Here is a 22,063-nt window from a genome sequence, read left to right as displayed (position 1 = left end):
CGCGGCGCTGACGTGTCGCGCAGCGGCATATAGCGGACGCCTCTGCCATATATGGCAGAGGCGTCCGCTATATGCCGCTCCGTGACATCGAAGGCCGTCGGCGGTGCGAGGAGCCTCGGCTCGGCTGGGGACCTGAGCCGGGCCCAGGCCTGAGCCGGTCCTAGACCTGCGCCGGGCTTCCAGACCGCCCGTCGGCGAACTCGTCCCTCACCTGGGCGGCGCGGTTGGAGATGATCGCCCGGACCCCGAGGGCGGCCAGGTCCTGGGCGCGCGCAGGGTCGTCGACCGTCCAGCACGAGACCTCCATGCCCAGGAAGCGCGCGTCGGCCGCGCTGCGGGCCGTGACCCGACGATGCTCGGGATTCCAGAAGCGCGGACGCAGGCTGTCGACGAGATCCTGTGAGGGCATACCGTCCTGCTTCCACGTCATCCAGATCTCCGCATCGGCATCGGCATCGCGGATGATGCGCAGGGCCGTGAGGTCGCCGCACCACGCGGGCGGCGGGATCCGAGGGGCAGCGCGGCGCGCATCGGCGACGGCCGCGGCGCTCGCGGCGGCGGGTGACGCGTCGGGCATGTCGATGAGAAGTCGGGCGGGAACCGCGACCCGCAGCGCCTCGACGAGAGTGGGGATCTGCGGCGCGAGGTCGGCCAGCTCCCCATGCGAGATGTCCGCGATCGGGCGTGGATCACCCCAGAGCCGTTCGAGCGTCGGGTCGTGAAGCAGCACGGGGACGCCGTCGGCCGTCAGCCGCACGTCGATCTCGACCGTGCGGGCGCCCGAGGCCGTGGCCCGCGTGATCGCCTCGCGCGTGTTCTCGATCGCGCCGACGGGATCGCCGCGATGGGCGACGATCTCCGGTGCCGGTGCCGGTGCCGGTGCCGGTGCCGGTGAGGGGGAGGATGTGGGGGCGGGGTCGCTGTCCAGGGCCTCGGTGCCGGCGTCGATGTCCATGGCCCTCTCCTGTCTCCGTGGCTGCCCGCGGAGGTCACTCCGGGGCGCGGGCTGCGGGGACCTGTTCCCCCGCGTACGTCCCGAAGGACCACATGTTGCCCTCGGGGTCCCGTACCGCGAACTCGCGGCTGCCGTACGGGGTGTCGGCGAGGGGCGTGATGACCTGCGCGTCCTTGGCGACCACGCGCTCGTACAGCGTATCGATGTCGTCCGCGACCACGTAGAGGCCTGCTCCGCCGGGTTCCGGGGACCACTCGGCGCCCTCCTGGGCGTCGCCGAGCATCACGCCGCCGCGGCCGTCGGGTCGGCGCAGCTCCGCGTGGGCGACGCGCCCGCCGTCGTCGTAGCGGGCCGTGAGGACGAAGCCGAGCACGTCCTGCAGGTAGTCGATCAGCGCGGCGGCGTCCCGGGCGTGGAACGTCGCGAAGAGCGTCGGCCCGGAGGAGCCCGTGGGGGAGTCTTCGGTGAGGTCGGAGGCGGTCGGCGTGGTCGGGGTAGTGTGCGGGGGTGTCCGTGCGTCATCCATGCAGGCGATCCTCCGCCGCGCCGTGGCCGCCGTCTTGAATGTTCCGGAACTCCTCGCGGATCCACTCGCCCGGCGCGAGCCCCGAAAAACGGCTGAACTCGCGGGTCAGGTGGGGTTGGTCGGCGTACCCGCAGTCCGCGGCGATCGACGCCAGATCGGCACGGCCCGTGGCGCGCACGGAGCGGGCGGCCGCGGCCACCGCACGCTCGAAGCGCATGAGGCCGGCGACCTGCTTGGGGGAGCGGCCGAGCTCGTGCTGGAAGAGGGCCCCGAGTCGTCGGGTGCCCAGGCCGACGTCCTCCGCGATGTCGTCGACGCGGGCGCGTCCGCCGCTGCGCTCGAGCAGCCACCAGGCGCGCAGCAGTTCGGGCCGCAGACGGCCGCCCCGGGAGCCGGGGTCCTGCTGCCCGAGCCTCCGCCGGAGCCCGGCGGAGACCAGTGCGAATCTGTCCTCCCAGCCATTCGCCTCGCGTGCCCGCTCCTGCAGGTCGACGGCCCAGCGGCCCAGCACGCCGGCGGCGTCGAACTCCTCGACCGGGAGGCCGGCGGCGGGCGCGCCGAGGAGGGCACGGGCCGCGAGGGGATGGACGGACATCTGGATGCCGGCCTGCGATGGCCGCTGCTGCACGAGGCTCGATGTCATGTGGAGGCCGCCGATGACCACGGGCGCCGGCTGCGCGCGGCGCAGACCCTCCGGGCCGGCGGTCCCGGACGTTGCCTCCACGCCCTCGTCGAGGGCGAGGATGAAGGTCAGGCGGGAGGCGGGGAGTCCGCGATGGATCACCGCGGGGACGTCGAGGGCGCGATAGCCGACCATCGCGTCGATGCCCGGCGGCCTGCCCGTGCGGGCGTTCGCGAAATCCCATGCCGGACCGTCCGCCGTGCGGCCTTCCGACGTTCCGACCTGCGGCGTCGTGTCCGGAGGTGCTGGACCCTGCGCTGCTCGCGCGTTCCCGCTCATGCTCCCGAGGCTAGTCACCCTTCGGCGACGAGCACCACCGCGCGGTGCTGGTCACCCTCCGGCGACGAGCACCACCACGCGGTCCGCGGCGCCGCCGTCGACGCTCGGCCACGTGCCGGACTCCTGGTCGTGGGACTCGCGCTGCCAGGCGCGCCCCTGATAGGAGACCTGGACGACGCCGTCATCGGCCGCCCGGGCGACGGCCCAGTTCGCGACCGCCCACCCCAGGGCCGTGTCGCCGTGCGTGTCGATGGCCAGGGCGGTCGCACTGGAGCCGTCGGGCCGGTCCTTCGCGACGGATGACGCGGAGGCCAGCGAGCTCGAGATCGTCCCGGCCTTCGTGCGCCGCGGGAACTGCTCCTTCAGGGCGTCCTGCACGCTCTGGGGCGAGGCGGCGGAGTCGGGTGCAGCGATGTCGCACACGAGGTTCGCACCGGACTGCCCGGTGAGGGCGGAGGCGAAGATCCGGCCCTCGGTCTCGTGGTCACCGTAGGCCTCGGGATAGCCCGAGCGCTGCACCTTCTGGGCGGCGTCGTTCACGCTCATCGTGGCGTAGTCGAGCTTCACGAGGGAGTCGTAGAAGGCGTTGGTCGCATGGACCGGATCCATGATCTGCGCCTGGTCGCCCCAGCCCTGGGAGGGGCGCTGCTGGAACAGGCCCTGGGAGTCGCGGTCGCCGTGCTCGATGTTCTGCAGCTTCGATTCCTGGTACGCGGTGGCGAGCGCGATCGACGCCGCGCGCGGGGGCAGACCCCGGTCCACGGCGACGGCGCTGATCAGCGCCGCGTTCGCGGTGCGCTCGGTCGTGTACTCGTGCGTCGTCCCGAGGCCCGCCGCCGTGCACTGCCCGCTGCGCTGGACGGACGCGAAGCGGGTCAGTGCGAAGAACGTCCCGGCGACGACGAAGCCCAGCACCAGCAGCATCACGAGGGGCACCGTGAGGTGCCGCATGCGCGAGCGGCCGGAGCGGGAGCGTCGGGAGCGGGCCATGGGCGGTGGTCTCGGCGGTGCGGGTCTCGGCGGGGCGTCGGACGGAGGCGTCGCGGGGTCAGTTCGCGTGCAGCGCGGCGTTGAGCTCGACGGTGCGGCCCTCGCGGGCCACGACCTCGACGGCGCCGGTCACGGAGTTGCGGCGGAACAGCAGGTTGTCCATGCCGGAGAGCTCGCGCGCCTTGACGACGGTGCCGTCCTCGACGCCGCGCGGGTCGACGACGCTGACCTTCGTGCCGGCCGTGACGTACAGTCCGGCCTCGACCACGCAGTCGTCGCCGAGCGCGATCCCGATGCCGGACTCGGCGCCCAGCAGCGAGCGGCTGCCGATGCGCACGCGCTCGGTGCCGCCGCCGGAGAGGGTGCCCATGGTGGAGGCGCCGCCGCCCACGTCGGACCCGTCGCCGACGACGACGCCCTGGGAGATGCGGCCCTCGACCATGGAGTGGCCGAGCGTGCCGGCGTTGAAGTTCACGAATCCCTCGTGCATGACGGTGGTGCCGTCGGCGAGGTGGGCGCCGAGGCGGACGCGATCGGCGTCGCCGATGCGCACACCGGAGGGCAGCACGTAGTCGACCATGCGCGGGAACTTGTCGACGCTGAACACGGTGGGGGTGCGGCCGGCGGCGATGAGACGCAGGCGGGTCTCCTCGAAGCCGGGGACCGCGCAGGGACCCTCGGAGGTCCACACGACGTTGGTGAGCTGGCCGAACAGGCCTTCGAGGCTCTGCACATTGGGCTCGAGCAGACGGTGGGAGAGCAGGTGCAGGCGCAGGTAGGCGTCGGCGGTGTCGGCCGGAGCGGCGGCGAGCTCGATCGCGCGGGAGACGACCTCCTGGCGGGTGCCGCGCACCTCGTCCTCGCGGGCGGCGGCGCCGAGCTGCGCGTGCAGCGGCTGGGACTCGAGGTCCGCGGGAGCCTCGCCGAGCTGCGGGGCCGGGTACCAGGTGTCCAGGGTCGAGCCGTCGGCGGCGAGAGTGGCGAGGCCGATGCCCCAGGCGTGCGTCGGCGTGGTCGTGTCGGCGGAGTTCGCGGGGGTGCTCATGCGAAGGATTCTACGGAGCGCGCCGGGCGCTTCCTATCCCCCTGCGGTGTGGGAATCCTCCTGCCCGCCGGCCGTGCCCTCCTCGGGCCCGGGACGACGAGGAGTCAGCGCCTCGTCGTCCCGTCGGCCCGAGCCCTCAGCTTCGTGCGTTGGCGTTGCGCAGGAACAGCGCAGCGATCACGGCGACGCCCATGATCGCCGCCGGCAGGAACAGGCTCTCGCCCATCGCATGCGCGTACGGAGCGTGCAGCATGTCCGGCAGCACGCCGCCGGAGGATGCGCCGGCCTCGCCGCCCGCGGCGGCGTGGTCGCTCGCCCCGCCGCCCGCGCCGGAGCCGCCGCCCAGGCCGGCGTCGGCGAACTCGGAGGTGATGCGCGAGGCCATCACGGCGGCGATCGCCGCGGAGCCGATCACGGCGCCGAGCTGGCGCATCGCGTTGTAGACGCCCGAGCCGGCGCCCGCCTGCGCGCGGGAGAGGCCGTAGGTCGCGGAGATCGACAGCGGCGCCCACATGCCCGCGTTGCCCAGGCCCATCACGGCGCCCGGGATCAGCAGCCAGTACCAGGCGGCGTCGTTCATGACGAGCACGCCCATCACCGCGATGCCCAGGCCGAACAGGGCCAGGCCCGCGACGGCCAGCAGCCGCGTGTTCCAGCGGTGCAGGTTCTTGCCGACGACGGGGGAGAGGCCCCCGCCGATGATCGCCATCGGTGCGAGCAGGAGGGCGGACTGGGTGGGGGAGAAGCCCTTGACGTTCTGCGTCCACAGCACGATGGGCAGCGCGAAGGTGACGATCGCGGCGCCGACCCCGGCGATCGCGAGGTTGGCGACGGCGAAGTTCCGGTCGCGGAACAGACCGAGCGGCAGCAGCGGCTCGCCGCCCTTCTGCTTCGCCTGCCAGAGCACGAACAGCACCAGCACCACGACGCCCGCGCCGATCAGCAGCGGGACGGAGATGATGCCGGAGATGGTGCCCCAGTCGTAGGTGGACCCCTCCTGGATGCCGAACACGACCAGGAACATGCCGACCGCGGAGAGCAGGACGCCGGGCAGGTCGAAACGGTGCGCGTGGGACTCGAGGTTCGGCACCAGGCGCATGGCCAGGACGAAGCCGACGACGCCCACGGGCACGTTGACGAAGAAGATCCACTCCCAGCCGAGGCCGTCGACCAGGACGCCGCCGAGGATCGGGCCGACGAGGTTCGCGACGCCCGCGGTCGCGCCCCACAGCGCCATGGCCGGGCCGCGCTGCTGCGGCGGGAACATGCGGGTGATGACGGTCATCGTCTGCGGGGTCATCAGGGCCGCGCCGAGTCCCTGGACCACGCGCGCGAGGATCAGCATCTCGATCGTGCCGGACAGCCCGCACCACAGGCTCGCGAGCGTGAAGACGACGAGCCCGGCGAGGTACACGCGCTTGGGGCCCAGGCGGTCGCCGAGACGGCCGGTGACCAGCAGCGGCACGGCGTAGGCGAGCAGGTAGGCGCTGGTCACCCAGATGACCTTGGTGATGTCGGCGTCGAGCTCGTCCTGGATCCGCGGCGTCGCGATCGAGACGATCGTGCCGTCCACCAGCAGCATGAAGAAGCCGATGATCATCGACCACAGCGCGGGCCACGGCCTGAGCTCGGAGGTCTGCGTCGGCGCCGGGGCGGCACCGCGGGGGTCGGTGGTGCGGGGCTCCGCGGGCATGGGGTCCTCCTGGGACTTCGAGGGAGAGGAGCGCCCGTCGGCCGACGGTCCCTGCGGGACCGGACCTGAGAGGGGAGCCTGGCATCGCGCCGGAGCGCTCCGGAAGTGTAGGACTCCGTGCGCCCGCGGGCGTGCTCGCGCGGTCCAACGTCACAGTCGCCCCGGAGGGTCCCGTTCCCGCGCCGCGGCCGACGACCCCGATACTGGGATCCATGACCGTCGCTCCCGATCCCACGCCGAGCACCCGCCCCGCGGCTCCCGCGCCGGGCGAGGGCGTGCGCCGTGAGATCCCGGGCGAGCGCGCGCGCCGCGAGGTCCTGCCGGGCGGCCCCGGGCGCGCCGAGGACGCAGGAGCCGGTGCGGTGCGCCGCGAGGTCGCCGTGATCGGGGCCGGCCCACGCGGCACGGCGATCATCGAGCGCCTGGTCGCGGCCTCGCAGAGGGGAGACTGGCAGGGCCTCCTCGAGGTGCACCTCGTGGACCCGTGCGCCGGCCTCGGCGGCAATGTCTGGCGGAGCGACCAGGGCGAGGTCCTGCTCATGAACACCGCGACCTGCCAGACCACCATGTACCCCGACGAGTCGTGCCGGCCCGAGCTGCCCGTCCCGCACACGGAGACCCTCGCCGACTTCCTCGCCGCCGAAGGGCTGGGACCGGCCGACATCGCCTCCCGCGCCGCCCACGGCCGCTACCTCGCCGCTGTGCTCGAGCGCGCCGTCGCCGACGCGGACCCCGCGCGTCTGCGGATCCGCGTGCACCGGACCAGCGCCCTGGACGTCTCGGGCGAGCCCGGCGCCCCGCAGCGGGTCGCGCTCGAGGACGGCACCGAGCTGAGCGTCGACGCCGTCGCCCTCGCCCTCGGACACCTCGCGACGGCCCCCGGGCCGCGCTCCCAGGTGATGGAGCACGCCGCTGCGCGCCACGGGCTCGTGCACGCGGCTCCCGCGAACCCCCTCCAGGTGGACTTCACCGGACTGCTGGGCCGCGAGCGCGTGGCCGTGCAGGGCATGGGACTGAACTTCTACGATGCGATCGGCATGCTCACCGACGTTGCCGGCGGGAGGTTCGCGCCCGATGCGCACGCCCCCTCGGGGCTGCGCTACCTCCCCGGTGGCGGGGAGCCCCAGCTGGTCGTCGGCTCGCGCTCCGGCATGGTCTACCGGCCCAAGCCCGATCTGCGGCCCTACCTCCCCGAGCCCCACGAGCCGCGGATCCTCACCCGCGAGCGCGTGCTCGAGCTGTCCGTGCGGCCCGACGGCCTGGACCACGAGGCCGACGTGATGCCGCTGATCCTCGCCGAGCTGCAGCGGGCCCTCGCGGTCTCCGGCTTCCGCGCGCTCGCCGAGGAGTCGGCGATCCTGCGGATCCTCTTCCCCTTCGGGCGGCGCGGCGGCCCGATCCGGGATGCCCATGAGCGCACGCTCGAGGTGTTCCGCCGCAGCCTGCGCGAGGCCGCCGAGCCGGACCCCGCCTGGCTGCTGGTCTTCCGCGTGCTCGTCGCGTGCCGCATCCAGGTCAACCAGCTCATCGACCTCGGCGCCTACACCACGCAGTCCGTGGCCCGTGACATCGACGGCCACCTGCGCAACGCCTTCGCGTCCTGGGCCTCCGGGCCGCCGGTGCTGCGCGTGCGCCAGATGCTCGCCCTCGAGGAGGCCGGGCTCGTGCGCTTCACGGGTCCGGGGATGCGCGTGGACGTGGACGAGGAGGCGGGCAGCTTCGTCGTCACCGCGGGCGAGGACTGCCGCTACGCGTGCGACGGGGTGCTCGAGGCGCATCTGCCGGGCGTCGAGCTCAACGCCTTCACCTCCCCGCTGCTGCGGGCGTGGCGCGAGCGCGGAGAGGCCCGCCAGGACTCGTGGGCCTCGCGGGGCACCGGCCGGCGCGTGCCGACGGGCTCGATCGCGGTCGACGGCCTCTACGCCCCGATCGGCAAGGACGGGCGGGTCCACGAGCGGCGCCTGCTCGTCGGCGTCCCGGTCTCCACCGCCCAGCCCGGGTCCGCGATCACCGCGGAGCCCGGCACCGCTCCGCAGCTCCTGCACCACGCCGAGGTCGTCGCGCGACGCCTCGCGGCCTGGGGCGGCGTGCTGCCCGCGTGACACGATAGGGCGCATGACCTCGTCCTCCAGCTCCGCCCCCGCCGGCTCCGCGCCGTCCCTCGACCCCCGCGCCGACATCGTCGAGCTCACCGCCGCGATCGTGGACATCGAGTCCGTCTCCGGGAACGAGAAGGCGCTCGCCGATGCCGTCGAGCAGGCGCTGCGCACCCATGCCCGGCACCTCACGGTCCTCCGGGACGGCGACACCGTCATCGCCCGCACGGACCTCGGGCGCGAGGAGCGCGTGGTCCTCGCGGGTCACCTCGACACGGTGCCGGTCGCGGACAACCTGCCCTCGTCGCGGCGCGTGCGCGAGGGCCGCGAGGAGCTCGTGGGCCGCGGCAGCTGCGACATGAAGGGCGGCGTCGCGATGCTGCTCGCGGTCGCGGTCGAGGCGACCGAGCCCGCGCGGGACCTCACCTTCCTCTTCTACGACCACGAGGAGGTCGCCGCGGCCGACAACTCCCTGACCCGCATCGCCCGCACCCACCCCGAGCACCTGCGCGGCGACTTCGCGATCCTCGGCGAGCCCACCTCCGCGGGCGTCGAGGGCGGCTGCAAGGGCACCATGAAGCTCGAGGTCACCGCGCACGGGACCGCAGCGCACTCGGCCCGCGACTGGGTCGGCGACAACGCCATCCATCACCTCGCCCCGGTCCTGCAGCGGCTGGACGCCTACGAGGCCCGCCGCGCCGTCATCGACGGCCTCGAGTACCGCGAGTGCCTGAACGCGGTCGCCATCGGCGGCGGCATCGCCGGCAACGTCATCCCCGATCGCGCCTCCCTCACCCTGAACTACCGCTTCGCGCCCGACACCAGCCCCGCGCAGGCCGAGGCGCACGTGCGCGAGCTCCTCGAGGGGTGCGACGTGGACATCGTCGTCACCGACAGCGCCGCCGGCGCCCTGCCGGGCCTGGACACCCCCGCCGCCCGCGAGTTCCTCGCGGCGCTCGGCGACGGCGTGGGCGTCGCGGCCAAGCAGGGGTGGACCGACGTCGCCCGCTTCGCCGAGCTCGGCACCCCCGCCGTGAACTTCGGCCCCGGCGACCCCCTCCTCGCCCACACCGACGACGAGCACGTGCCCTTCGAGGACCTCCGCGCCGCGCTCGACGGGCTGCGCCGCTGGCTCGAGCCGTCGGCCCGATGACCAGCCCGAGCGCGCGGGTGCCCGGCGAGTCCGCGGAGCCGGCAGGCGGCGCGCCCGCTCTCCGCCGCAGCATCGGCTTCGGCCAGCTGCTCGCCTACGGCCTGGTCTTCATCGGCCCCGCCGCGGCCGTCGGCGTATGGGGGACGCTGGACGCGAAGTCCGGCGGCGTGGTGCCCGTCGTCTACCTCGTCGCGACCCTGGTGATGGCACTGACCGCCTCGAGCTACGCGCTCATGTCCCGCGCCGTCCCGCGCGCCGGCAGCGTCTTCGCCTACGCGAGCGAGGGCATCGGCCGCAGAGCAGGCCACATGGGCGGCTGGATGATGCTGCTGGACTACGTGCTGATCCCCTCGGTCGCCTACCTCTTCAGCGGCATCGCCCTGCACTCGCTGTTCCCGCAGATCCCCGTGTGGGCGTTCGTGGTGGTCGCCGTCGTGCTCACCACCGGCCTCAACCTCACCGGGGTGGGTGTGACCTCGAAGGTCTCCGCCGTCGTCGTCCTCGTCGAGGTGCTCGTGCTGGCGGCGGTCGTGATCGCCGGGATCGCGGTCCTCGCGTCCGACGGGCCGGTGCGCGGCTGGCTCGATCCGATCACGGGAGGCGGCGCCGGCCTTCACCCCCGACTCGTGCTCGGCGCGGTCTCCGTCGCCGTCCTGTCCTACCTGGGCTTCGACGCGCTCGCGACCTTCGCCGAGGAGACCCGCGGGGGCTCCGCCGCGATCGCCCGGGCGACGCTCGTGTGTCTCGCGGTCGCCGGCGTGCTCTTCATCGTCCAGACCTACATCGGCGCGCTGCTCTCCCCGCAGACCACCGCCCAGCTGCAGGCCGACCCGTCCCTGCAGGGCGATGCCTACTACGCGATGGTCGACTCCTCGATCAGCCCGCTCCTGCACGGCCTGCTCGCCCTGGCCAAGGGCGTGGGCGCGATGTTCAGCGCGCTCGTGGGCCAGGCCGCGGCGAGCCGCGTGATCATGGACATGGCCCGCTCCGGGTCGCTGCCCGGTGGTCTGGCGAAGGTGTCCGCCCGCTCCGGCGCGCCGGTGGCGGGCGTGCTCGCGGCCGCCGCCGGGAACGTCGCCGTCGCCCTGTGGGCGGCGCTGCGCCCCGACGGGCTCGACGTGGTCTCCTCCGCGGTCGACGTCGGCGCGATCACCGGCTTCGTGCTCGTCCACGCCTCCGTGATCGGCTACTTCGTGATGCGCCGGCGCGGGGGACCGGTGCGCCCGCTCCCGCATCTGGTGATCCCGATCCTGGGCGCCGTATCGCTGCTCGCGGTGCTCGTCTCCTCGAGCCCGCTCGCGCTCGCCGTGGGCGCCGTCTGGGCAGTGCTCGGACTGATCGTCCTCATCGTGCGCGGCCCCCGCGCCGCCTCCGCCTGACCCCGGGCGGCCCGCACCTGCGGCCGGGGAGCGCCCCTTCGATGTTGCTGGGTGAGACTTCGGCGCGTATATGGCGTCGAGGTCTCACCCAGCGACATCGGCCGTGCCCAATACCCGTCCCGTCGGGCCGCTGGAGGCGCGGTCGCCGCGCTCCTCGTCGGCCCCGCCGACACACCCCGGAGCCTCCCCGCTCGGTCCGAGCGCCGCCGTAGTGTGGACGCGCCGGGGGCGGCTGCGCCGCATCGGGGCCCGGTGCATCGACGAAGGGGGATCAGAGATGGCACGAGCGACGCGCGCACCGCATGCGGCACCCAGTCGGCGCACGGTGAGCACGGCACTCGCCACCACGGCGCTCGGGGGCACGGTCCTCACGGCGGCCGGATGCACGCAGGGCGGCCCGGGCGGGGGCAAGGGAGGCGGCGCGGCGTCCAAGAAGCCGACTGCCGAGGAGATCCGCGCCCAGAAGGTCTCCCAGGCGCAGCGCCAGCTCGCCCAGCACGACCCGGACGCCGCCGAGAAGACCCTGAAGGGCCAGGACGGCGACGAGGTCGACTCTCTGCGCACGAAGATCTCCTCCGCGCGCGAGGCCCTCGTGGAGTGGCCGAACGACCTGCAGGTCTCCCACCTGTTCTTCCACACGCTCATCGTCGATCCCGAGCGCGCCTTCGACGGCGACGAGGACGCCCAGGGCTACGACGACTACATGTGCACGATCGACGAGTTCACGAAGATCATGCAGGACGTCTACGACGACGGGTACGTGCTGGTCAGCCCGCACGACATCTGCGAGAAGCAGGACGACGGCACGATGAAGCCCCTGCCGATCCGCCTGCCCAAGGACCGCAAGCCCATGGTGCTCTCGCAGGACGACGTCTGCTACTACGAGTACATGGAGGGCGACGGGTTCGCCGCGGACCTCCATCCGAACGCCGACGGCCGCGTGGTCAACTCGTACACCGACGCCGACGGGAAGACGTCCGAGGGCTCCTACGACATGGTCCCCCTCGTCGACGACTTCCTCGAGGACCACCCCGACTTCTCGTACCACGGTCACAAGGGCGTGCTCGCCCTCACCGGCTACAACGGCATCCTCGGCTACCGCAGCTCGAAGCGCGAGTACGGGGACCACCCCGAGAAGCTCAAGACCGCCCAGGAGAAGGCGAAGAAGACCGCCGCCGCCCTCAAGGACACCGGCTGGGAGATCGCGAGCCACAGCTGGGGGCACCTCGACATCAAGAAGTCCTCGCTCGCGCACCTCACCCGGGACTTCGACCGCTGGGACGCTGAGGTCAAGCCGCTCACGGGCGAGACCGACCTGCTGATCCTCCCCTTCGGCGCCGATCTCAGCGGCGTCCCGCCCTACGACACCCAGGACCCGAAGTACCAGGCCGTGCGCGACCACGGCTTCGACTACATCTTCCTCGTGGACGGCACCGCCGAGTACTGGGCGCAGATGCAGGACGGCTACCTCCGCCAGGCCCGCATGAACGTCGACGGCATCCGCCTGCGCGCGAACGCCGCGGGCGAGGAGACCAGCCTCGAGCCGTTCTTCGACTCCTCCTCGGTGATCGACCACTCCCGCCCCGGGCTCTGAGGCGCCGGGGCCGATCGCCGTGCACGGACGCTACGCTCGCCTCATGACCGCCCAGAACACCGACAGGCACCGCAAGGGACCCATCACGCTGCGCGGGTCGCAGCGGCCCACCACCACGACCGACCAGCACCTCCTCGAGGAGGAGGGGCCGGGGGAGTGGGTCCACTCGGACCCGTGGCGGGTGATGCGGATCCAGGCGGAGTTCGTCGAGGGGTTCGGTGCGCTCGCCGAGCTCGGTCCCGCCATCTCGATCTTCGGCTCGGCGCGCATCGCCCCGGACCACCCGGACTACGCGAAGGCCGAGCAGATCGCCCGCGGGGTCGTCGACCTCGGGTACGCCGTCATCACGGGCGGCGGCCCGGGGATCATGGAGGCCGGCAACAAGGGCGCCAAGGAGTGCGGCGGCGTCTCGGTGGGACTGGGCATCGAGCTGCCCTTCGAACAGGGGATGAACGAGTATGTCGACCTGGGTGTCGACTTCCGGTACTTCTTCGCCCGCAAGACCGTGTTCGTGAAGTACTCGAGCGGCTTCGTGGTGCTCCCCGGCGGCTTCGGCACCTTCGACGAGATGTTCGAGGCACTGTGCCTCATGCAGACCCACAAGATCCGCATGTTCCCGCTGGTCCTCGTGGGCCGCGCCTACTGGCAGGGGCTGCTCGACTGGATCCGCGGCACCGTGCTCGACCACGGCCTGATCAGCGAGAAGGACCTCGGACTGCTGCGCGTGGTCGACACCGCCGACGAGGCCCTGGACGTGCTGCGCGACGCCGCACTCCGGCAGCGATGACCGCCGTCGGCCCCGGTGTGGTGCTGCTGCTCCTCGTGGCCGCCGTGGTCGCCGTGCTCATGGTGCTCGCGGCCCTGGGGAAGCTCGACCTCTCGATGCCAGCCCCCGGCGCGGACCACGAGCACCGTCGGCCGCGGCGGGCAGCGGTGCGCGGACCCGGTCGCCGCTGGGGCGTCGGGAGGCGTCGGAGGAGGTCCGCGGCAGCGTCCGGCGAGGACGCATCGTCCGACGTGTGAGCGTCATCTCCGAGAACCTGAGATACTGGTGGCCGACAGTTGCTGCCGACGCTCCCGCAGGGGTGGGAGCGGCGTGCGTTCACATCACCGAGGAGGCAGGCCCATGGCCGCTATGAAGCCGCGCACCGGAGACGGTCCGCTCGAGGTCGTGGAGGAGGGCCGCAGCATCATCATGCGTGTCCCGCTCGAGGGCGGCGGACGCCTCGTCGTCGAGATCGACGGCTCCGAGGCGAAGACCCTGCGCGACGCCCTGGAGGGCGTGATCAAGGCCTGACCGGCTGCTGATCAGCGCACCGGACCCCGTCCCTCGGCATGAGGGGCGGGGTCCTGTGTGTGCGGGCGGGGCAATGTGCGGAGGAGGCGGAGCGGGCCGTGCCGCAGACGCCCCCGGAGCGTCGGCGCACGTCCGCGGGCGTCCCGAGAAGTGCGAAACGGTTGCCAAGAGCGCTCTTGGCAACCGTTTCGCACTTCTCGAGGGTTCGACCGACCGACCGACGGAGGGTGGGGTCGGCGGTGGGGGAGCCCGACCGAGGATGGGCCCGTTGGAGAGCGGGGCCGACGGCCGGCGGGGCCGGCGGCATCGTTCTCGGCGGACCGGGCGGGTGTCAGCCGCGCAGCACCGCGGCGAGCACGCCGTCGCCGCTCGGGGAGAGCGCGGGGATCAGGTCCTCGGCCTCCTGGACCTCGCGCAGCAGCGCGCGGACCTCCTGGGTGGTGGCGTCGCGGGCGGTGGGGTCGGCGACCCGGTCGTGGTAGAGCGCCTGGGAGATCACGAGCACGCCGCCCGGCCGCAGCAGGCGACGCGCATGGGTGAGCAGGTCGCGCGCGTGGGGCGCATCGGCGTGGAAGCTGACGAGGTCGTAGGCGTGGTCGGTGAGACGGCCGATGACCTCTCGCGGGCTGCCGGCGATCGTGCGCGCACGGCCCGAGCGCAGACCCGCCTCGCTGAAGGCCTCGCGGGCCGCGCGCTGGTTCTCGACCTCGGGGTCGATCGTGGTGAGCACGCCGTCCGGGTGCATCCCGGCCAGCACGTACAGGGAGGCCACCCCGGCGCCGGTGCCGATCTCGACGGCGCTGCGCGCGCCGACGGAGGCCGCGAGCACGCGCATGAGGGCGCCGGCCCCGGGCAGCACAGGGGCGACCCCGAGCTCCGATCCGCGCTCACGGGCGCGCGCGAGCACGCCCGGCGTCTCGAAGAGCGATTCCTCGTCGACGAACTCCTCGCCGTGGGCCCAGCTGGTCACCTTCCCCGATGCCATCTGCGGATCCTCCTGTTCGTCGGGTCATGAGCGGTCGCGCGACCGGGCAGGTCACCGCCGGGTCGCCGCGAGCACGCGGATGTCGACCAGGGTACGTCAGCACCCGCCCAGGTCGTACCGGCGCCCCACACAGGCTCGCTCTGCCATAATGGCCTGGCACATTTCGGTTCGATGGCAGGTGGACTCGTGGACATTTTCGGGGGCTGGGAGATCCTCATCCTGCTCATCGTGTTCGTGATCTTCATCGGACCGCAGCGCCTGCCGGAGTACACGCGCAACATCGTGCAGTGGGTGCGCAAGGCGCGCCGATGGGTCGATGATTCCAGGGCCACCGTCGAGGACGAGATGGGCCTGTCCATGGACGAGCTGCGCAAGTACGACCCTCGTCAGTACGACCCCCGCCGCATCATCCGCGACGCCTGGGGCGACACCAGCGTGGACGACATCCTCCCGGACACCAAGGCGCTCACCGGCGCCGTCACGGGCACCGCCGCGGCCGCGTCCGGCTCGAAGCGCTCCACGAAGGGCTCTGCGGAGGACGAGGGCCCCCAGCGGGCCCCCTTCGACGACGAGGCGACCTGATGTCTCCCGCCTGACACGTCCCTCGTGATCCGCCCCGCCTGATCAGTTCCCGCCGTCTGCGGCTCGCCGGGGCGTCACCGGCTCGGCCGCGAAGGCCCCAGCCGCGCAGTTCTCAGCCGCGCACGGTGAGCGGCAGGCGCATCCCCGACAGGCCCCGCGGGCGCGCCACGAGCGATGCGGCGATCGCGCGCAGCTGCTGGGCGGCGGGCACCTCCGGATCGGACAGCACGAGCGGCACGCCGCCGTCGGCCCCCTCCCGCAGCTGCGGATCCAGAGGCACCTGCCCGAGCACCGGCACGGGATGCTCGACGGCTCCGGCGAGGGTCTCGGCGACTCGCTCCCCGCCGCCGGTGCCGAAGACGTCCATGCGCGAGCCGTCGGGCAGCACGAGCCCGCTCATGTTCTCCACGACCCCGGCGACGTCCTGCTTGGTGGCCTTCGCGAGCGAGCCCACGCGCTCGGCGACGGAGGCCGCGGAGACCTGCGGGGTGGTGACCACGAGCATCTGCGCCTTGGGCAGCAGCTGGGCGACGGAGATCGCGACGTCTCCGGTGCCGGGCGGGAGGTCCAGCAGCAGCACGTCGAGCTCGCCCCAGAAGACGTCGGAGGCGAACTGCTCGATCGCCCGGTGCATCTTCGGTCCGCGCCAGACGACGGCCTGACCGTCGGGCACGAACATGCCGATGCTCATGACCTTCACGCCGTGCGCCTCGGGCGGCATGAGCAGGTCGCCCACCTTCGTGGGCTTGTCGGTGATGCCGAACATGCCCGGCATCGAGAAGCCGTGGATGTCCGCGTCGATGACCCCGACGGACAGTCCCTGCGCGGCCATGGCGGCGGCGAGGTTCGCGGTCACGGTGGACTTGCCGACGCCGCCCTTGCCGGAGGAGACGGCGAGGATCCGGGTGAGCGTCCCGGGCTTGTTGAAGGGGATCTGACGGTGGCCCTGGCGCAGGCGCGTGGTGAGCGCCTTGCGCTGCTCGTCGGTCATCGTCCGCGAATCGACCTTCACGCCGGCCAGGCCGGGCACGGTCGCGGTCGCCTCCGCGGTCGAGCGCTCGAGCCGGTCGCGCATCGGGCAGGCCGCGATCGTCACCAGGATGGTCACCTCGGCGGTGCCGGCGGCGTCGATCGTCACCGAGTCGACCATGTCGAGCTCGGTGATGGGGCGACCGATCTCCGGGTCGATCACGGCCTCGAGCGCCTCGTGGATGCGGGCGATCCGGGGGTCTTCGGTCGACGAGGTCGTGTCGTGGGGATCGGTGGCCGACGACGGGTCCTGGCCCCGGGGGCCCGGGTCCGGCGTGCCGGGGTCCTGCGGGGCGCTCATGGTGTCCCGCGCTCCGCGAGTGCCGAGCGCACCTCGCTGCGCAGCATCGCCCGCAGCTCCTCGCGATCGACGCCGACGGTCTGCGGCTGCGCCTCGGCGACGAGAACGCCGCGTCCCGAGCCCGAGCCGCCTGAGTCCGGGCCGCCTGAGCCCGAGCCTGAGCCCGAGGCACCCGAGCCGCCCGAGACCCCGGCGCCCGAGGAGTTCGCGGACCCGCGGCCGCCCTCGGCCTGCTCGGCGGCCTCGTCCTCCTCGCGCTCCTTCTCGAGGTCCTCGAGGAGGTCGCGTAGCTCGCCGCGCACGAAGTCGCGGGTGGCGACGTCGTTCAGGGCGATGCGCAGGGAGGCGATCTCGCGCGTGATGAAGTCCGTGGTCGCGTGGTTGCGGTCGTTGGACTGGCGGTCCTGCTCGGCCTGCACGCGGTCGCGGTCGTCCTGGCGGTTCTGCGCGAGCAGCAGCAGCGGGGCAGCGTAGGAGGCCTGCAGCGAGAGGATCAGGGTCAGCAGCGTGAAGTTGAGGCTGCGGGGATCGAACTGGGCGCTCTCGGGCATGATCGAGTTCCAGGCCAGCCAGACGGCGCAGAACAGCGTCATCCCGACCAGGAAGGCCGGGGTGCCCATGAAGCGGGCGAAGCCCTCGGCGCCGCGGCCGAAGGTGTCGCCGGAGAGCGGGTTGCGGACGCGTCGGCGCAGGGGCTCCGGATCATCCAGGTTCGGCGTGCGGTCTGCCATCTCCCTCACCCCTTCCGCGAGTCGTCGGTGGTCGTGCTGTCGCTGTGGATCCCGCGGGCGATCTCCGAGAGATCGATCTGGCCCGTGGTCACCGGGGGCTCGTCCTGTTCTCGCCAGTCATCGGGCAGCACGTGGTCGAGCACGTCGTCGACCGTGACCGCGCCCAGCAGACGCCCCTCGTCGTCGACCACCGGGATCGAGACCAGGTTGTACGTCGCCATCTCGCGCGTCACGCCCGAGAGCGGCACCTGCGGCTCGACCGTGTGGCGGTCGGCGTCGAGGATCTCGCCGACGGGCCGGTCGGGCCGCTCGCGCAGCAGGTGCTGGAAGTGGACGATGCCCAGCAGCTTGCCGGTCGGCGTCTCGAGCGGCGAGCGGCACACGTGGACGGTCGAGGCGAGCGCAGGGGAGAGCTCCTCCCGGCTGATCATCGCCAGGCAGTGCGCGACCGGTGTCTCCGGGGCCGTGATCAGCGGCTCCGTGGTCATCATGCCGCCCGCGGTGTACTCGTCGTAGGCGAGCAGGCGGCGCACGTCCTCCGCCTCCTCGGGCTCCATGAGCCCCAGCAGCGTCTCGGCGACCTGGTCGGGGAGCTCCTGGACGAGGTCCGCAGCGTCGTCAGGGTCCATCTCGTCGAGCACATCGGCCGCGCGGGACGACTCCAGGCCGGTGAGCACCTCGACACGGGTGTCCTCGGGCAGCTCCTCGAGGACATCGGCCAGGCGGTCGTCGGCCAGCTCCGAGGCCAGCTCGATGCGCCGCTTGGCATCCAGCTCCTGGACGATGTCGGCGAGGTCCGCGGGCTTGAGGTCCTGGTAGGAGGCGAGAAGCAGCGCGGCCGACTGCTCGGTGTCGCTGCCGAACAGGCCCTTGACCGCGCTCTGGTCGACGGTCAGGGTCTCCCCGCGGCTGACCAGCTTCGAGAGGCCCGAGCCCGTCTTCAGACGGCGCAGGTAGAGCTTCGCGACCACCCAGTCGTGCTGCCGGTTCTGCTCGAGGCCGACGTCCTGCACGGTCGCCCGGCCCGAGCCGTCCAGCAGCGACACCGTGCGCTCGAGCAGATCGCCGATGGCGAGCTGCTCCCCGCTGCGCTTCTCGAAGCGCCGAAGGTTCAGCACGCCCGAGGAGATCACCTGACCCGGCATGATCGAGGTGACCCGGGTGGCCGGCAGGAACACGCGCCGTTTGCCCGGCACCTCGACCACGAAGCCGACGGCGCGGGCGGCGCCGCGCGCCTGGGGGAGCACGACGACGTCCCTGATCTTCCCGACGGACTCCCCGATCGGGTCGAAGACGGCGGTGCCCGCCAGGCGTGCGGCGTAGAAGCGGGGCTGCGGAGAGGTCACGTCCCTCAGGGTAGTGCCCTGCCCGGTCAGCGGCCCGGGGTGAGTGATCCCATCCACGCCTCGATCTCGTCGGGCCGACGGGGCAGCGCGGCCGAGAGGTTCTCGACGCCGTCCTCGGTCACCAGCACGTCGTCCTCGATCCGCACACCGATGCCGCGCAGCTCCTCGGGGACCTTGAGATCGTTCTCCTGGAAGTACAGCCCCGGCTCGATCGTGAACACCATGCCGGGCACGAGCTCGGCGTCCATGTACATCTCGCGGCGGGCCTGCGCGCAGTCGTGCACGTCGAGCCCCAGGTGGTGGCTCGTGCCGTGCACCATCCAGCGGCGGTGGAACTGGCCCTCGGGAGCGAGGGACTCCTCGGCGGTGCCGGGGAGCATGCCCCACTCCTCGAGGTGGCGGGCGATGACCTGCATCGCCGTCGTGTGCAGGTCGCGGAAGCGGATGCCGGGACGGGCCGCGGCGAAGGCCGCGTCGGCCGCCTCGAGGACCGCCTCGTAGACCCTGCGCTGGGCGGGGGAGTAGGTGCCGGACACCGGCAGGGTGCGCGTGAGGTCCGCGGTGTACAGGGAATCCACCTCGACACCGGCGTCGATGAGCACGAGCTCGCCCTCGCTCACCATGCCGTCGTTGCGCACCCAGTGCAGGGTGCAGGCGTGGTTGCCGGCCGCGGCGATGGTGTCGTAGCCGACGCCGTTGCCCTCGGCGCGCGCCGAGGCGCCGAAGACGCCCTCGATCACCCGCTCGCCGCGGCGGTGCCCGACGGCCTGGGGGAGCGCCGCCACGACGTCCTCGAAGCCGGCGATGGTGGCCTTCACGGCCTCGCGCATCTGCGAGACCTCGAAGTCGTCCTTGACCAGGCGCTGCTCGCTCGCGGCCTCCTGCAGGCGATCGAACTCGCGCGTCTGCTCCTCGCCGTCCGGCAGTCCGTTCTGGGAGCGGATCTCCTCGACCATCCCCTGCACGCCGGGGTCGACGCCCGGGACGATCGCGAGCGACAGCTGCGGGCCGACGTCCTTGGCGAGCGCATCGCGCAGCTCGTCGATGTGGCGGCACTCGATGCCGATGCGCGCCGCGGTCTCCTCGAGCGTGGGACGGCGCCCGACCCAGAGCTCGCCGTAGCGGGCGTCGGCGTAGAACTCGGTGGAGTCGAAGCCTGCGCGCGGCCGGAAGAAGTAGGTCGCGCGGGACGCGGGCTCGCCCTCCGCGGCGTCGGGGTCGGGCTCGACGACCAGCACGCTGTCGGGCTCCTCGTCCGTGCCCAGGCCGCTGAAGTAGACGAAGCCGGTGTCGGGGCGGAACGGGTAGTCGGTGTCGTTCGCGCGCACCTTGAACACGCCCGCGGGCAGGACCATGCGCGTCGCCGGCAGCTCGCCGACCAGCGCGTCGCGGCGCGCGGGGGTGAAGTCCGCGACCTCACGGCGCTCGGCCGCCGGGACGGTCTCGTCCCAATCGGCGGCGATGAACGCGCGGAAGGCCTCGTTGGTGGGGCGCTCGGAGCGCGAGTCGCCGCGGGAGGCGAGCTCCTCGGCGCTCGGGCCGGGACCGTCGGCCGGGGCCTCCTGGGCCGCCGGAGCGGGGGTCTCGCGCGTGGTGGGACGGGGCACATCGTTGTTCTGGGTCATCACCCGCGCATCGTCTCACGCGGCGCGCGCCGGGGTCGGACGGTGGCCTGCGGATCAGGTCTCCGCGCGGGCACGGGGCTGGCAGGATGGGCACATGGCCCACCTCCCCCCGGGGCTCGCCGACGAGTCCCGCATCGACCTGCACGCGCACACCCGGTGCTCCGACGGCACCGACGACGTCGACGCGCTCGTGCGGCATGCGGCCGAGGCGGGCCTGGACGTCGTCGCGCTCACGGATCACGACACGACCGCGGGCTGGGACGAGGCCGTCGAGGCATCCCGCCGGCACGGCGTCGCGGTGATCCCCGGCATCGAGGTCTCCACGGAGTGCGAGGACCTCTCGGTGCACGTGCTCGCACTCCTGCCGGACCCGTCGCCGAGCACGGAGCTGCACGCCCACATGGAGCGCGCCCGCGAGTCGCGCGCCACCCGCGCCCGGCGCATGGTCGAACGTCTCGCCGCCGACCACCCGATCCGCTGGGAGGACGTCGAGGCGCAGGTCGCGGGCGCGAGCACGACCGTCGGACGTCCCCACATCGCCGACGCGCTGGTGGCCCGCGGAGTCGTCGCCGACCGCACCGAGGCCTTCGGCGATCTGCTGAGCTCCTCGAGCCCGTACTACGTGCGCTACTGGGCGCCCGAGCCCGCCCAGGCGGTGCGTGCGATCGTCGCCGCGGGCGGCGTCGCCGCGGTCGCCCACCCCGGCGCGCTCACCCGCGGGAGCACCATCCCCGAGGACCTCCTCGAGGAGATGGTCGCCGCGGGACTGGCCGGCATCGAGGTCGATCACCGCGAGCACGATGATGTCTCGCGGGCGAGACTGCGCTCCTTCGCCCGATCCCACGAGCTCCTGGTCACCGGGGGCAGCGACTACCATGGCGCGGGCAAACCGAACCGGCTGGGCGAGAACCTCACCCGTCCGTCCGTGCTGGCCGCTCTGATCGAGCGCGCCACGAGCAGAACCGAGGTCCTCCTCCCGTGAACGTGGTCGATCTGCGCTTCCTCGCGGGAGTGTTCGTCACGCTGTTCGTGATCGTGGATCCGCCGGGGACGGTGCCGATCTTCCTCTCGCTCACGCGCACGATGACGTCGAAGCAGCGCTCGCGCGCGGCGATGGTCGCCGTGGGCGTCGCGATCCTCATCATCGCGTCCTTCGCCGTGTTCGGCCGCTTCATCCTCGCCTACATGCACATCTCGCTGCCGGCGCTGCAGTTCTCCGGCGGCCTGCTCCTGCTGCTCATCTCCCTGCAGCTGCTGATGGGCAAGGAGGGCGAGCTCGCCCAGAGCAGCGGAGTGAACGTGGCCCTGGTGCCGCTGGGCACCCCGCTGCTGGGCGGCCCCGGCGCGATCGTGGCGATGATGCTGTTCGTCGACCAGTCCCACGGCGAGCTCCCGCGCGTGAACGCGCTGATCATCGCGCTCGTGGTGATGGCGGTCGTGCTGTACGTGTTCATGCGCTTCGCGGACGTCATCGCGAAGATCCTGGGCGACGGCGGCGTCACCCTGGTCACCCGCATCTCCGGCGTGCTGCTCGCGGCGATCAGCGTGCAGATGCTCTTCGACTCCGTGCACTCGTTCCTTCAGACCTGGGGCGTGATCGCCGCGTCCTGACGCGTGGAGTCCCATCGTCGTCGCTCTGGACTTCACCGAGGCGTGAGAGGTACGAAACGGTTGCCAAGGAGGCTCTTGGCAACGACTTCGTACCGTTCGTCGCCCCGTCGCCCCGTCGCCCCGTCGCGCTGGATCGACGTCCCCACGCGCTCGATCGGGGTCCG

At 72.8% G+C, this 22,063-nt stretch carries 21 protein-coding genes; 10 read left to right on the top strand and 11 right to left on the bottom strand.

The genetic code is table 11. The annotated features are described in order from the left end of the window. Positions 1 to 160 precede the first annotated feature (160 nt). The 6 genes from M4486_RS08025 to M4486_RS08000 all read right to left on the bottom strand — a co-directional run bounded on the left by M4486_RS08025 (position 161) and on the right by M4486_RS08000 (position 6,170). Positions 161 to 955, bottom strand: a complete 795-nt coding sequence (locus tag M4486_RS08025) for a glycerophosphodiester phosphodiesterase (protein WP_249480647.1) — start codon at positions 953 to 955, stop codon at positions 161 to 163. Between the two features lie 34 nt (positions 956 to 989). Further along, complete coding sequence (locus M4486_RS08020; RefSeq protein WP_249480645.1) at positions 990 to 1,481, bottom strand: VOC family protein; 492 nt, start codon at positions 1,479 to 1,481, stop codon at positions 990 to 992. Beyond that, the gene (locus M4486_RS08015; RefSeq protein WP_249480637.1) at positions 1,474 to 2,442 is read right to left on the bottom strand and encodes a helix-turn-helix domain-containing protein; all 969 of its coding nucleotides are present in this window, start codon (positions 2,440 to 2,442) and stop codon (positions 1,474 to 1,476) included. Before M4486_RS08015 ends, M4486_RS08020 begins: the two co-directional genes overlap by 8 nt. Before the next feature lie 51 nt (positions 2,443 to 2,493). Beyond that, complete coding sequence (locus M4486_RS08010) at positions 2,494 to 3,432, bottom strand: hypothetical protein (RefSeq protein ID WP_249480635.1); 939 nt, start codon at positions 3,430 to 3,432, stop codon at positions 2,494 to 2,496. A 58-nt stretch (positions 3,433 to 3,490) separates the two neighbouring features. Then, entirely contained in the window at positions 3,491 to 4,477 is a 987-nt protein-coding gene (dapD, locus tag M4486_RS08005) for a 2,3,4,5-tetrahydropyridine-2,6-dicarboxylate N-succinyltransferase (protein WP_249480633.1), read from the bottom strand. Positions 4,478 to 4,613: 136 nt separating this feature from the next. Then, positions 4,614 to 6,170, bottom strand: coding sequence for an MDR family MFS transporter (locus M4486_RS08000; RefSeq protein ID WP_429798331.1), 1,557 nt, complete (start codon positions 6,168 to 6,170; stop codon positions 4,614 to 4,616). Positions 6,171 to 6,382: 212 nt separating this feature from the next. Here M4486_RS08000 and M4486_RS07995 point away from each other — a divergent pair, with 212 nt between their 5' ends. The 7 genes from M4486_RS07995 to M4486_RS07965 all read left to right on the top strand — a co-directional run bounded on the left by M4486_RS07995 (position 6,383) and on the right by M4486_RS07965 (position 13,689). Next, positions 6,383 to 8,272, top strand: coding sequence for an FAD/NAD(P)-binding protein (locus M4486_RS07995; RefSeq protein WP_249480631.1), 1,890 nt, complete (start codon positions 6,383 to 6,385; stop codon positions 8,270 to 8,272). A gap of 13 nt (positions 8,273 to 8,285) precedes the next feature. Continuing rightward, entirely contained in the window at positions 8,286 to 9,419 is a 1,134-nt protein-coding gene (gene dapE, locus M4486_RS07990; protein WP_249480629.1) for a succinyl-diaminopimelate desuccinylase, read from the top strand. Next, positions 9,416 to 10,798, top strand: coding sequence for an APC family permease (locus M4486_RS07985; RefSeq protein WP_249480623.1), 1,383 nt, complete (start codon positions 9,416 to 9,418; stop codon positions 10,796 to 10,798). Before dapE ends, M4486_RS07985 begins: the two co-directional genes overlap by 4 nt. 325 nt (positions 10,799 to 11,123) lie before the next feature. Next, complete coding sequence (locus M4486_RS07980; RefSeq protein WP_249480622.1) at positions 11,124 to 12,392, top strand: polysaccharide deacetylase family protein; 1,269 nt, start codon at positions 11,124 to 11,126, stop codon at positions 12,390 to 12,392. A gap of 43 nt (positions 12,393 to 12,435) precedes the next feature. Beyond that, entirely contained in the window at positions 12,436 to 13,179 is a 744-nt protein-coding gene (locus tag M4486_RS07975; protein WP_249480620.1) for an LOG family protein, read from the top strand. Beyond that, positions 13,176 to 13,415, top strand: a complete 240-nt coding sequence (locus M4486_RS07970) for a hypothetical protein (protein WP_249480618.1) — start codon at positions 13,176 to 13,178, stop codon at positions 13,413 to 13,415. The genes M4486_RS07975 and M4486_RS07970 overlap by 4 nt, the downstream gene beginning before the upstream one ends. Positions 13,416 to 13,518: 103 nt before the next feature. Continuing rightward, the gene (locus M4486_RS07965; protein WP_152353492.1) at positions 13,519 to 13,689 is read left to right on the top strand and encodes a DUF3117 domain-containing protein; all 171 of its coding nucleotides are present in this window, start codon (positions 13,519 to 13,521) and stop codon (positions 13,687 to 13,689) included. Between the two features lie 331 nt (positions 13,690 to 14,020). Here M4486_RS07965 and M4486_RS07960 read toward each other — a convergent pair whose 3' ends face one another. After that, entirely contained in the window at positions 14,021 to 14,674 is a 654-nt protein-coding gene (locus tag M4486_RS07960; RefSeq protein WP_249480617.1) for an O-methyltransferase, read from the bottom strand. A gap of 186 nt (positions 14,675 to 14,860) precedes the next feature. Between M4486_RS07960 and M4486_RS07955 the strand changes: the two genes are divergently transcribed. Next, complete coding sequence (locus M4486_RS07955) at positions 14,861 to 15,256, top strand: twin-arginine translocase TatA/TatE family subunit (RefSeq protein ID WP_227488204.1); 396 nt, start codon at positions 14,861 to 14,863, stop codon at positions 15,254 to 15,256. A 112-nt stretch (positions 15,257 to 15,368) separates the two neighbouring features. Here M4486_RS07955 and M4486_RS07950 read toward each other — a convergent pair whose 3' ends face one another. The 4 genes from M4486_RS07950 to M4486_RS07935 are packed head-to-tail and all read right to left on the bottom strand — an operon-like array spanning position 15,369 to position 20,288. Continuing rightward, positions 15,369 to 16,586: an Mrp/NBP35 family ATP-binding protein gene (locus M4486_RS07950; RefSeq protein ID WP_249480615.1), complete on the bottom strand. Its 1,218-nt coding sequence runs from the start codon at positions 16,584 to 16,586 to the stop codon at positions 15,369 to 15,371. Next, positions 16,583 to 17,317 (bottom strand): DUF1003 domain-containing protein, encoded by a 735-nt coding sequence (locus M4486_RS07945; protein WP_249480614.1) that lies wholly within the window; start codon positions 17,315 to 17,317, stop codon positions 16,583 to 16,585. Before M4486_RS07945 ends, M4486_RS07950 begins: the two co-directional genes overlap by 4 nt. 5 nt (positions 17,318 to 17,322) lie before the next feature. Further along, positions 17,323 to 18,663 (bottom strand): magnesium transporter MgtE N-terminal domain-containing protein, encoded by a 1,341-nt coding sequence (locus M4486_RS07940; RefSeq protein WP_249480612.1) that lies wholly within the window; start codon positions 18,661 to 18,663, stop codon positions 17,323 to 17,325. Between the two features lie 26 nt (positions 18,664 to 18,689). Continuing rightward, positions 18,690 to 20,288 carry an aminopeptidase P family protein gene (locus tag M4486_RS07935; protein ID WP_249480610.1) on the bottom strand — a complete coding sequence of 533 codons (1,599 nt, stop codon included), beginning with the start codon at positions 20,286 to 20,288 and terminating at the stop codon, positions 18,690 to 18,692. Positions 20,289 to 20,382: 94 nt separating this feature from the next. On the opposite strand from M4486_RS07935, the gene M4486_RS07930 reads away from it, so the two are divergent. After that, positions 20,383 to 21,270: a PHP domain-containing protein gene (locus tag M4486_RS07930; protein WP_249480608.1), complete on the top strand. Its 888-nt coding sequence runs from the start codon at positions 20,383 to 20,385 to the stop codon at positions 21,268 to 21,270. Beyond that, positions 21,267 to 21,899, top strand: coding sequence for a MarC family protein (locus M4486_RS07925; RefSeq protein WP_249480607.1), 633 nt, complete (start codon positions 21,267 to 21,269; stop codon positions 21,897 to 21,899). Before M4486_RS07930 ends, M4486_RS07925 begins: the two co-directional genes overlap by 4 nt. The last annotated feature ends 164 nt before the right edge of the window (positions 21,900 to 22,063 follow it).

It is taken from the genome of Brachybacterium kimchii (genome assembly GCF_023373525.1).
Classification (GTDB): domain Bacteria; phylum Actinomycetota; class Actinomycetes; order Actinomycetales; family Dermabacteraceae; genus Brachybacterium; species Brachybacterium kimchii.
This window is presented reverse-complemented; position numbering and strand designations above follow the sequence as displayed.

Bases quoted from the DNA above. Each gene is read 5' to 3' on its own strand.
- M4486_RS08025 (WP_249480647.1), bottom strand. From the start codon at position 955: ATGGACATCGACGCCGGCACCGAGGCCCTGGACAGCGACCCCGCCCCC.
- M4486_RS08020 (WP_249480645.1), bottom strand. From the start codon at position 1,481: ATGGATGACGCACGGACACCCCCGCACACTACCCCGACCACGCCGACC.
- M4486_RS08015 (WP_249480637.1), bottom strand. From the start codon at position 2,442: ATGAGCGGGAACGCGCGAGCAGCGCAGGGTCCAGCACCTCCGGACACG.
- M4486_RS08010 (WP_249480635.1), bottom strand. From the start codon at position 3,432: ATGGCCCGCTCCCGACGCTCCCGCTCCGGCCGCTCGCGCATGCGGCAC.
- dapD (WP_249480633.1), bottom strand. From the start codon at position 4,477: ATGAGCACCCCCGCGAACTCCGCCGACACGACCACGCCGACGCACGCC.
- M4486_RS08000 (WP_429798331.1), bottom strand. From the start codon at position 6,170: ATGCCCGCGGAGCCCCGCACCACCGACCCCCGCGGTGCCGCCCCGGCG.
- M4486_RS07995 (WP_249480631.1), top strand. From the start codon at position 6,383: ATGACCGTCGCTCCCGATCCCACGCCGAGCACCCGCCCCGCGGCTCCC.
- dapE (WP_249480629.1), top strand. From the start codon at position 8,286: ATGACCTCGTCCTCCAGCTCCGCCCCCGCCGGCTCCGCGCCGTCCCTC.
- M4486_RS07985 (WP_249480623.1), top strand. From the start codon at position 9,416: ATGACCAGCCCGAGCGCGCGGGTGCCCGGCGAGTCCGCGGAGCCGGCA.
- M4486_RS07975 (WP_249480620.1), top strand. From the start codon at position 12,436: ATGACCGCCCAGAACACCGACAGGCACCGCAAGGGACCCATCACGCTG.
- M4486_RS07970 (WP_249480618.1), top strand. From the start codon at position 13,176: ATGACCGCCGTCGGCCCCGGTGTGGTGCTGCTGCTCCTCGTGGCCGCC.
- M4486_RS07965 (WP_152353492.1), top strand. From the start codon at position 13,519: ATGGCCGCTATGAAGCCGCGCACCGGAGACGGTCCGCTCGAGGTCGTG.
- M4486_RS07960 (WP_249480617.1), bottom strand. From the start codon at position 14,674: ATGGCATCGGGGAAGGTGACCAGCTGGGCCCACGGCGAGGAGTTCGTC.
- M4486_RS07950 (WP_249480615.1), bottom strand. From the start codon at position 16,586: ATGAGCGCCCCGCAGGACCCCGGCACGCCGGACCCGGGCCCCCGGGGC.
- M4486_RS07945 (WP_249480614.1), bottom strand. From the start codon at position 17,317: ATGGCAGACCGCACGCCGAACCTGGATGATCCGGAGCCCCTGCGCCGA.
- M4486_RS07935 (WP_249480610.1), bottom strand. From the start codon at position 20,288: ATGACCCAGAACAACGATGTGCCCCGTCCCACCACGCGCGAGACCCCC.
- M4486_RS07930 (WP_249480608.1), top strand. From the start codon at position 20,383: ATGGCCCACCTCCCCCCGGGGCTCGCCGACGAGTCCCGCATCGACCTG.